Below are 9953 nucleotides of genomic sequence, written 5' to 3'. Positions count from 1 at the left end.
GGCAGCGGCAGGCCGCCGGGGACGGCGACCCGCTCGGCGAGGGTCCCCCACGGCGGGGTGACGAAACCCGCATACCGGAGCAGCCCATCGGCGGAGCGGGCGACGCAGTCGACGCCGGGGACCATCGGGTAGCGACCGGCGCTGCCGTAGTGGTGGCCCGAGGCGAGGCTCCGGACGACGGGGTGGATCCCCGCCGCGACGACCTCCATGACCTCCCGCCCCTCGACGGCCTCGGGGTCGGTGAACTCGGCGGCGACGGGCGCGGCACCCGGCTCGGTGATGACGGCGGCACGCATACGGACCATCTCCTTAATGTCGTTAAGTTGATGGGACCAGCATGCGCTTAACGGCGTTAAGGTGTCAAGGTGTCGGCTGTGACGAAGGGGCTGACGATCGAGCGGATCGTCGACGCGGCGTTCGAGGTCCTCGACGAGGTGGGCATCGACGGCCTGACGACGCGCGCCGTCGCCGACCGGCTCGGGGTGCGTCCTCCCGCCCTCTATTGGCACCTGAAGGACAAGCGCCAGCTCGTCGACGAGATGGGAACGCGCGTCTGGCGCGACATCGCGGCCGCGGCACCCGGGCCCACCGGTCCCGACGACGCTGCGGCCCCCCTCCGCTGGGAGGACGCGTTCCGCGGCTATGCCCGTGCCACCCGCCGCGGCCTGCTCGCCCACCGCGACGGGGCCCGGCTGTTCAGCGGGACCTTCCTCACCGACACCGCCCTCATCGAGCGCCAGGAGCCCGGTCTCGCCTGGCTCGCCACGCAGGGTTTCGGCCCGGAGGCGACGACGGACGCCTTCACGCTCGTGACGAGCTTCGCCGTGGGGTATGCCATCGAGGAGCAGGAGCGCCGGCAGGCGGGAGCGGCGCGCTACTCGACACAGGCCCGGGAGGCGCGGGTCGACCCCGAGCGCTTCCCCCTCGTCGCGGCCTCGGGGCGCCGGATGCTGGGCACCGATCCCGAGGAGGTCTTCGAGAGCCTCCTCGACATCCTCCTCGTCGCCGTCGGAACGATGCGAGCCCGCTGAGCCCTCCCGTGGAATGCTGGCCGCCATGACCTTCCACGTCGACGAGTACCACGCCGCGGCAGACCGCTACGAGTCCGGTATGCCGTACCGCCGCTGCGGCCGGTGGGGCCTGGACCTGCCCGCCGTCTCGCTCGGCCTCTGGCACAACTTCGGCGACGACGTACCCCTCGAACGGCAGCAGGCGATCCTGCGGCGGGCCTTCGACCTCGGCGTCACCCACTTCGACCTCGCGAACAACTACGGCCCGCCCTACGGCAGCGCCGAGCGGAACTTCGGCACCCTCTTCCGCCGCGACTTCCGGCCCTACCGCGACGAGCTCATCCTGTCGACGAAGGCCGGCTACGACATGTGGCCGGGCCCGTACGGTCAGGGCGGCGGCTCCCGCAAGTACCTCCTCGCCTCGCTCGACCAGTCCCTCGCGCGGATGGGCGTGGAGTACGTCGACATCTTCTACAGCCACCGCTTCGACGAGACGACCCCGCTGGAGGAGACGCTCGGCGCCCTCGACACGGCGGTCCGGTCGGGGAGAGCCCTCTACGCCGGGATCTCCTCCTACTCCGGCCCCCGCACCCGCGAGGCCGTCGCGATCCTCCGGCAGCTCGGCACGCCCCTGCTCATCCACCAGCCGTCCTACTCGATGCTCAACCGGTGGGTCGAGTGGGCCCCCGCCGAAGGCGGGGAAGACCTGCTCGACGTCCTCGGCGAGGAGGGCGTCGGCTGCATCGCCTTCAGCCCGCTCGCGCAGGGCATGCTGACCGACAAGTACCTCAAGGGCATCCCCGAGGGCTCTCGGGCCGCGCAGGGCAAGAGCCTCGACCCCTCGCTGCTCACCCCGGCCGCCCTCAAGCACGTCGCCTCGCTCAACCGGATCGCCAAGCGCCGGGGCCAGACCCTCGCCCAGCTGGCGCTCGCCTGGGTGCTGCGCGACCCGCGGGTCACCTCGGTCCTCATCGGCGCCTCGAGCGTCCGGCAGCTCGAGGACAGCCTCGGCGCGACGCGGAACCTCGAGTTCACCGACCGCGAGCTGCGGACCATCGACCGGTATGCCGTCGAGGCCGGCATCAACCTGTGGGCCACCTCGTCCGACGCCTGAGTCACGGCCCGGGGCGACCGCACGCGACCGCCGGGAACCCGACCACGCTCAGCGGGGGTCGACGAGGCTGCAGCCGGCGACGAACTCCTCGAGGGCCAGCAGATAGGCCTTGCGCTCCAGGCCACCGGCATACCCGGTGAGCCGGCCGTCGGATCCGACGACCCGGTGGCACGGCACGATCATCGAGACCGGGTTGGCCCCGACCGCCTGCCCCACCTCCTGGGCGAGGCCCGGGTTCCCGAAGGTCCGGGCGATCGTGCCGTAGGTCGTCGTCTCGGCATAGGGGATGTCGAGGAGGATCGCCCAGACGCGCTGTTGGAAGGCGGTGCCGTCGAGGGTCACCGGCACGGTGAATGCCGTGAGCTCGCCCTCGAGGTAGGCCGTCACCTCCGCGGCGGCGCGGGCGATGACCGGGTCGGCAGGGTCGACGACCTCGCCCCAGCGGGCGGGGTCGGGATCGGTCCAGTGGTGGGGGAAGTAGAGCCCCGCGATCGCCTCCCCGTCGGCGACGACGACGAGGTCGCCGAGCCGGGTGGGCACCGCGGCGTGCCGCCGACCCGGACGGGTGGGGCTCACGTCGCGTGGGCGCGAGGGATCGACGGTCGACGGCGGCCCGTCACCGTCGTCGCCGTGCACCGGTCCTCGACGCACCCGTCCTCGGCCTCCGTCATGGAGGACATCCTCTCGTGGCATACCGACACTCCTCATGCCCATGGAACGTCCCGGACCCGACGGATGTGAGCCCCCACGCTCCGCGGGTCCCCGAGTCGTCTCAGGAACCGCCGACGGCGTCGAAGACCATGTCCCGCGTGACGTCGGCCCGGCGCAGGGCGCGGCGGTCGAGGACGTAGTTCTGCCGGATCATCCACGGGTCGCGGTCCCCCTGGCTCGGCAGGTCGGCGAGCGCCCGGCGGACGTAGCCGCTCGTCAGCGGCAGGACGGGCCGGCGGGCCATCGGGCCGCTCGGCCGGGGTCGCGCGGACGCGTGGCCGCGGGAGCGCACGTGCGCGATGAGTCGGCAGGCGTACCGGGCGGCGAGGTCGGCGCGCAGCGTCCACGAGGCGTTCGCGTACCCGACGGAGGTCGTGAGGTTGGGGACGCCCTCGATCATGAGGCCGCGGTAGAGATGCCGGTCGGGAAGGTTCACGGGTTGCCCGTCGACGACGAGCGCCGCCCCGCCGAACAGCTGCATCGCGAGGCCGGTCGCCGTGACGACGACGTCGGCCTCGAGCAGCGCGCCGCTGGAGGTCCTGACCCCTTCGGGCAGGACCCGCTCGATGGTGTCGGTGACGATCGTCGCCCGCCCCGACCGGAGGGCCGCGAAGAGGTCGCCGTCCGGCACGAAGCACATCCGCTGGTCCCACGGGTCGTAATGCGGCGCGAAGTGCTCCGGTCCGAGCCCCGAGCCGCTCGTCGCCCTGACGGCACCACTCGTGAGGAGCCTCCCGACGGCCCGGGGCGTGCGCCGCGAGGCCTGGTAGAGACCGAGGGCCGTGAGGATGTTCTTCCAGCGGATGAGGTCGTAGGCCCGCTCGATCCCCATCCGGTCGGCGAGCCGACGGGCCAGCTCGTCCCTCGAGGGCAGGGCGAGCAGGTAGCTCGGCGACCGCTGGAGCATCGTCACGACGGCCGCCCCCTGCTCGACGAGGGCCGGCACGAGCGTCACGGCCGTCGCCCCGGACCCGATGACGACGACCCGGCGGCCCCCGACCTGCAGATCCTCCGGCCAGAACTGCGGGTGGGCGACGTCCCCCGCGAAGTCCTCCAGGCCCGGGATGTCGGCCCGGTGAGGAGCGTCGTAGCTGTAGTAGCCCGTCGCCGTGTGGATCCACGACGCGGCGAGCCGGCGTCGGCCCTCCGGCGTCTCGACGGTGACCGTCCACCGCGCGTCCCGTCCCGACCACGATGCCTCGACGACCCGGTGGGAGTAACGGATATGGGCGTCGATGCCGTACTTCGCGGCGGTGTCCCGGACGTAGGCGAGGATGCTCGCCCCGTCGGAGATGGACTGCTCCCCGGTCCACGGCTCGAAGGGGAAGCCGAGGGTGTACATGTCCGAGTCCGACCGGATCCCCGGATATCGGAACAGGTCCCACGTGCCGCCCATCGACTCCCGCGCCTCGAGGACGGCATACGAGACCCCAGGACACATCGTCTGGATCCGGTATGCCATGTCGATCCCGGAGATGCCCGCGCCGACGACGAGGACGTCGACGCTCTCGATCGCCTCGTCGGTGTCGACCGCGTCGGAGGCGAGCGGTGTGGTGCTGCCCGGGTCGGTGCTCACGGCATCCCACCCTACGGCGCGGTGGCCGGCGCCGACCGCCCCTGACCCCACCGGCCGTAGAGGTTCATCCAGACGATCGTCGCGACGAACAGCCAGAGGATCCGCTCGTCGGCGACGCGGCCGGCCGTCACCGCCACGACGAGGGGCGCGGCCGTGCAGGGCAGGGCCCAGCCGAGCACCCAGCGGCGCGGGGCTCCACCGCTCCAGCCGCCGACCCCCATGACGAGGTAGTGGAGGGCCAGTCCACTGCACATGACCCAGCGGACGAGGTCGCCGAGCGGCTCGCTCGGATGCGAGGCCATCTCGCCGAGGCCCGCCGCGAACGCGATGACCCCGATCGTCGTGAGGAAGTGCAGCGGCAGCCCGAACCGGGGCTCGAGGGCCGCCAGCCGGCTGTGCGGAGCGCCAGTGAAGCCGTAGGAGAAGGTGAGGCCCCAGAGCCCGACGAGCACGGCGAACCCGGCGACCGCAACGCGGACGAGCTCGCGGGTCCACTCCTGCGTCGAGCCTGCGACGACGAGCTGGCTCACGGCCTCGCCGAGGACGATGATGAGGAAGAGCCCGAGCCGCTCGGTGAGATGGCTGCGTTCCACACCGACCGTCCGGACCTCGACGTGCTCGGGAGATCGGCCCTTCGCGCCGTCGCGGCCATCGTGCCCGCCGGACCCGGTCCGCCGGCTCCGCGCGGCCTCCTCGTCAGCGACGTGCTTCTCGATGCGTCGCACCTGCTGCTCGTCGAGCCGGTTGCCCCGGACGAGGACGAAGACGACGTCGAGGACGAGGGCCACGGCCCACAGGACGTACTTCACCGGGACATCGACCCACATGGCGACGACCCAGAGGATGCTCGAGCCACCGAACTCCAGCAACGGCCACCCGACGAGGAGCCGGCCGGTCCGCAAGGCGTTCCGGGCCACGAAGAGGCGCAGGACGACGAAGGCGAGGGCGAAGGCGTTGGCCCGCCTCTCGAAGTGGATGGGCGCAGTCGCCGCCATGACGGCGACGAGGAACATCGCGACGACGACGACCCTTGTCCGGGTCGCCGAGCCGGCGACGTTGGCGTAGAGGACGACGGAGACCCAGCTGAGCCAGATCCCGGCATAGAGGAGAACGAAGAGCCCGAGGCCCTCCGGCGTCGGGTCCTCGCGCAGGCCCTCGGTGAGGACGGCGACGGCCGCGACGACGACGAGGTCGAAGAAGAGCTCGAGCCACTCCACCCGCTCGTCGGCGGCCACCTCCGACTCACTCATCCCCGCAGCCTAGGAGCAGTCGTGCTGGGCCTCGGGCGGCACGACGACGGCGCCCCGGACCGCTGTCGGTCCGGGGCGCCGTGCGCATCGTGCCCGGGGAGATCGGGCCCCCGGCGTCAGTGGACGAGCACGGGCGGCGCCGACTCCTCCTCGTCGTCGAGCAGGTGGCTCTCCTCGTGCTTGCGCGGGAGGAAGAGCGCCGACACGACCGCGAGGATGACGACGCACGCCGCGACGAAGAAGGTGTGCGAGAACGCGTCGGCCATGGCCGCCTTCGCCACCCTCTCCAAGGCCGCCTGACCCGCTTGGAGGTTGCTCCCGAAGCCGGCCAGGACCTTCGCGACCTCGGGGAACTGCGCGAGCAGCTGCTGGATGGCCGATGGGTCGCCGTTCACCTTGGCGGCGGCCTCGCCGAATGCCTGGGCCTGAACGACGATGGGCCGGCTGTTCAACCCGTTGGTGAGGATGACGGAGAAGGTCGCGACACCGATCGAGCTGCCGATCTGCTGGGTGATGTTGAGCAGCGTGGAGCCGCGGGCCACCTCGTGGTGGGTCAGCGTCTTCAGCGCCGTCGTCATGATCGGCATCATCGTGCCGCCCATGCCGAGGCCCATGAGGAACAGGATCGAGCAGATGTGGAAGTACGACGTCGTCGAGTCGATGGTCGACAGGAGGAACATGCCGGCGACGATGGCGACGAGGCCGAAGGGCACGATCCGGCCGACGGGGAACTTGTCGACGAGGGCGCCGGCCACGGGCATCGTCAGCATGGCGCCGAGCCCCTGGGGCGCGACGAGCCAGCCGGCCTGGAGCGGTGACTCGCCACGGACCACCTGGAAGTACTGCGGCACGAGGAGGAGCGCGCCGAAGAAGGCCGCGGCGAAGATGACCATCGTGATGATCGAGACGGCGAGGTTGCGGTTGCGGAACAGCCGCAGGTCGAGCAGCGGGTGCTTCGGCTTGAAGCTGTAGACGACGAACAGCGCCATGAGGAGGAGGCCGACCACACCGAAGACCTCGGTCTTCCAGTTGAAGAAGGTGCCCTCACCGGGGATCGAGGAGACGCCGTAGAGGAACAGCGCGAGGCCGGGGCTCATCATCAGCATGCCGACGAAGTCGAAGGACTCCGAGGGGGTCGGGTTGTCCTTCGGCAGGACGAAGAAGGCGTAGACGAGAGCGACGATGCCGATCGGCAGGTTGATGAGGAAGATCCAGTGCCAGCTGTAGTGGTCGATGAGCCAGCCGCCGAGGATGGGGCCGAAGATCGGGCCGAGCAGCATGGGCACGCCGAGGATCGCCATGAGGCGGCCCATCCGCTTGGGGCCGGCGGCCCGGGTCATGATCGTCATGCCGAGCGGCATGAGCATGCCGCCGCCGAGGCCCTGGAGGACCCGGAAGCCGATGAGCATCTCGATGCTGCCGGCCGTGGCACACAGGAGGGATCCCAGGGTGAACAGCCCGATCGCGGCCATGTAGAGGCGCTTGGTGCCGAACCGGTCGGCGGCCCAGCCGGTCAGTGGGATGACCGTCGCGAGGGCGAGGGTGTAGGCCGTGACGGTCCACGCGACGGTGGAGTACGCAAGCGGCTCGCCGCCCTTGGCGAACTCCTTCTGGAAGGTCGCGAGGGCGACGTTGACGACGGTGATGTCGAGGATCGACATGATCGCGCCGAGCACGACGACTCCGGCGATCTTGAGCACGGCGGCGTCGATCCCCTCGGGGTACTCGATAGGCGCGGCCGGCGGTGCGGTCCGCACCGGGCCCGGCGCGGACGCGCCGGACGCGTGGCGGGGCGTGTATGGCAAGGGAAGACTCCAGCTCTCGTAGGGTCCGGGCGCTACGGGCGCTCCGGGGATTCGACGCGCGACGCTGCGGAATCGTTGGTTGACGCAAGCAACAGGATACGCCATGCCGCCGTCCGCGCGTCACGTTTTTTCCTCACCCGGTGAGAAGCCTTCCGGGGCCCGGAGAAATTCCCTCCGTCACCCTGCGAGGACCGACCGCAGCGCGGTCGCGTCGGCGACGGCATACCCGTGCATGTCGTTGTTGAAGTAGGGCGGCCAGCGGTAGTGGCTCGCGCCCACGCTCTACGGTGTCGAGGAGCCCCTCCGCGTAGTACTCGAGACGTCGCCGGTCCGGGACCTCGGGCGGATACACGGGGCCGCGCCAGTCGGCATACGTCCACCCGGAGGTCCCGACCCGCACCCTCGGTCCGTCCATGGCCCAGGCCCCTCTCCCGTCGCCTTCACCGTATGCGGACCGGCGGTGGTATGCCTCGGCGGAGGAGGTCGTCGGCGGGGCGAACTAGGCTCGGCGCGATGGCCACGATCGTCTTCCTCCATGCCCACCCCGACGACGAGGCGTCCCAGACCTCGGGGTCGATGGCCCGCGCCGCCGCCGAGGGTCACCGCGTCGTCACCGTCTTCGCGACGAACGGCGACCACGGCGAGTCCCCGGCCGACCTCGCACCCGGCGAGACGGTCGTCGAGCGGCGCCGCAGGGAGGCGGAGGCGAGCGCCGCGGTCCTCGGCGTCCACCGCGTGGCCTGGCTCGGCTACGCCGACTCGGGGATGACCGGCTGGGAGCAGAACGCCTGGGACAACGCCTTCGCCCGGGCCGACGTCGAGGAGGCCGCCCAGCGGCTCGCCGCGCTCCTCGACGAGGAGGCGGCCGACATCCTCGTCGGCTACGACTGGCACGGCGGGTACGGCCACCCGGACCACGTCCGGGTCCACGCCGTCGCCCACCGCGCCGCCGAGCTCGCGGTCGTCAAGCCGCCGCGTCTGCTCGAGTCGACGATGAACCGCGACCACATCCGCGCCGGGATCGCGCAGGCCCGCGCGGCCGGCCTCGAGCTCGACGAGGGCTTCGACCCCGACGCGCCGATGGACGACGGCAACCCGCTCGGCGAGCCGGAGGCGAACATCCACTGGCAGGTCGACGTCACGCCCTGGCTCGCGCAGCGGCGCGCCGCGCTCGCCGCCCACGCGAGCCAGGCGACCGACATCGAGGGGTTCCTCACGATGCCTCCTGAGGCGTTCGCCGCCGTCATGGGCACCGAGCACTACATCGAGCCGGGCCGGCCACCGGGCATGGTCCGCGGCTGGTGGCTCACCGGCGCGTAGCCCTCGCCCGTCCCGTCGAGGGGACGTGTCCACCGCTCACGTCGTGCGGTCGGCGGCCTCTCGCAGCAGCTCCATCGCCCGCTCGACGGCGAGGGCCGCCGAAGCACTCTCGCGGACGAGCGCGACGATGCGCCGCGTCGGGGTGGGGTCGACGACGGGCACCCGGCAGACGGTATGCGGCAACGTCCCGATGGCGAGGATCGGCGCCATCGTGAGCCCCACGCCGGCGGCGACGAAGGCGATGGCCGCGTGGTGGTCGCTCGCGCGCGCGACGATCCGGCGGGTCATCCCGGCGGACCGCCAGGCGTTGCGCAGGATCCGCCCGCACGTCGTGTTCTCGAGGTCGTCGTCGACCCATCGCTCGCCCGCGAGGGCGGCCAGGGGCACCACGTCCTCGCCGGCCAGCCGGTGGCCGGCGGGGACGAGGACGTCGTAGGGCTCCTCGAGGAGGACGTGCCGGCGGTGGCCGGGGAGCTCGACGGGCGGCTCGTCGGGGTCCTCGGTGCGCAGCTCGATGTCGAAGGAGCCGGCGCCGTCGGCGGGGTACTCGTTGAGGTCGAGGGTGAGCAGCACGTCGGGGAACTCCTCGCCGATCGCCTTCGCCACCGACGGGACCCACATCTCCCCGGCCGAGGCGAACGTGCCGATCGACAGGGTTCCGGTGCGCCCGTCCCGCAGGTCGTCGACGAGCCCGCCGAGCCGGGCGAGGCTGTCCATGACGTCCTCGCTGCCGGCGGCGAGGAGGCGTCCGGCCGCGGTCGGCGCGATGCCGCGCCCGGACTTCTCGAAGAGGGTGAGCCCCGTCTCGCACTGGAGGGCACCGATGTGCTGGCTCACGGCGGACGGGCTGTAGCCGAGGCGCGACGCGGCCGCCTGGACGGTGCCGCTCGCGACGACGGCGCGGAAGACGCGGAGTCGGTTGACGTCGATGGTGGATGCAACCATGCAGTAATTATGCATGGTCCGTCAGTAATCGTCGCTTGTGCTTAGCGTTCTTCAGGGCGGATCGTGGATGCCATGAGCACCTACCGTTTCCCCTTCGGAGCCGACCACGCCGACCGCGACCTCGCCCGCCTCACGGCTGACCTGCGGGCCCTCCCGACGGCCGCCGACGCCGCTGCCCGACCCTCCCGCCGCGCCCGCTGGTCCCTCCGGCGCGCGCGGGTC

Annotated in this window: 8 protein-coding genes and 1 pseudogene; 3 read left to right on the top strand and 6 right to left on the bottom strand. The window is 71.8% G+C overall.

What is annotated here, in order from left to right; all coding sequences use genetic code 11:
• Positions 1-296, bottom strand: a pseudogene (locus BN12_RS25160) (quinone oxidoreductase family protein); the annotation flags it as partial.
• Positions 297-374: 78 nt separating this feature from the next.
• Here BN12_RS25160 and BN12_RS11255 point away from each other — a divergent pair.
• Both BN12_RS11255 and mgrA read left to right on the top strand, forming a co-directional pair.
• The gene (locus BN12_RS11255; RefSeq protein WP_048552518.1) at positions 375-1031 is read left to right on the top strand and encodes a TetR/AcrR family transcriptional regulator C-terminal domain-containing protein; all 657 of its coding nucleotides are present in this window, start codon (positions 375-377) and stop codon (positions 1029-1031) included.
• 25 nt (positions 1032-1056) lie between these two features.
• Positions 1057-2124 (top strand): L-glyceraldehyde 3-phosphate reductase, encoded by a 1068-nt coding sequence (mgrA, locus tag BN12_RS11250; protein ID WP_048556309.1) that lies wholly within the window; start codon positions 1057-1059, stop codon positions 2122-2124.
• 48 nt (positions 2125-2172) lie between these two features.
• Here the strand turns inward: mgrA and BN12_RS11245 are convergent, their stop codons facing one another.
• The 4 genes from BN12_RS11245 to BN12_RS11230 all read right to left on the bottom strand — a co-directional run bounded on the left by BN12_RS11245 (position 2173) and on the right by BN12_RS11230 (position 7466).
• The gene (locus BN12_RS11245; protein WP_048552516.1) at positions 2173-2700 is read right to left on the bottom strand and encodes a methylated-DNA--[protein]-cysteine S-methyltransferase; all 528 of its coding nucleotides are present in this window, start codon (positions 2698-2700) and stop codon (positions 2173-2175) included.
• A 196-nt stretch (positions 2701-2896) separates the two neighbouring features.
• On the bottom strand, positions 2897-4411 hold the full coding sequence (locus BN12_RS11240) for a flavin-containing monooxygenase (RefSeq protein WP_327152650.1): 1515 nt from the start codon (positions 4409-4411) through the stop codon (positions 2897-2899).
• An 11-nt stretch (positions 4412-4422) separates the two neighbouring features.
• Entirely contained in the window at positions 4423-5661 is a 1239-nt protein-coding gene (locus tag BN12_RS11235; protein ID WP_048552514.1) for a low temperature requirement protein A, read from the bottom strand.
• A gap of 116 nt (positions 5662-5777) precedes the next feature.
• The gene (locus tag BN12_RS11230; RefSeq protein WP_327152649.1) at positions 5778-7466 is read right to left on the bottom strand and encodes a DHA2 family efflux MFS transporter permease subunit; all 1689 of its coding nucleotides are present in this window, start codon (positions 7464-7466) and stop codon (positions 5778-5780) included.
• Positions 7467-7979: 513 nt separating this feature from the next.
• On the opposite strand from BN12_RS11230, the gene BN12_RS11225 reads away from it, so the two are divergent.
• Entirely contained in the window at positions 7980-8786 is an 807-nt protein-coding gene (locus BN12_RS11225; protein WP_048552512.1) for a PIG-L family deacetylase, read from the top strand.
• A gap of 36 nt (positions 8787-8822) precedes the next feature.
• On the opposite strand, the gene BN12_RS11220 is transcribed toward BN12_RS11225, so the two are convergent.
• Positions 8823-9731: a LysR family transcriptional regulator gene (locus tag BN12_RS11220; RefSeq protein ID WP_048552510.1), complete on the bottom strand. Its 909-nt coding sequence runs from the start codon at positions 9729-9731 to the stop codon at positions 8823-8825.
• Between the last annotated feature and the right edge of the window lie 222 nt (positions 9732-9953).

Source organism: Nostocoides japonicum T1-X7, assembly GCF_001046855.1.
GTDB lineage: Bacteria > Actinomycetota > Actinomycetes > Actinomycetales > Dermatophilaceae > Nostocoides > Nostocoides japonicum.
This window is presented reverse-complemented; position numbering and strand designations above follow the sequence as displayed.

Coding starts and splice junctions, on each gene's coding strand:
- BN12_RS11220 (WP_048552510.1), bottom strand. CDS start 9,731: ATGGTTGCATCCACCATCGACGTCAACCGACTCCGCGTCTTCCGCGCC.
- mgrA (WP_048556309.1), top strand. CDS start 1,057: ATGACCTTCCACGTCGACGAGTACCACGCCGCGGCAGACCGCTACGAG.
- BN12_RS11235 (WP_048552514.1), bottom strand. CDS start 5,661: ATGAGTGAGTCGGAGGTGGCCGCCGACGAGCGGGTGGAGTGGCTCGAG.
- BN12_RS11225 (WP_048552512.1), top strand. CDS start 7,980: ATGGCCACGATCGTCTTCCTCCATGCCCACCCCGACGACGAGGCGTCC.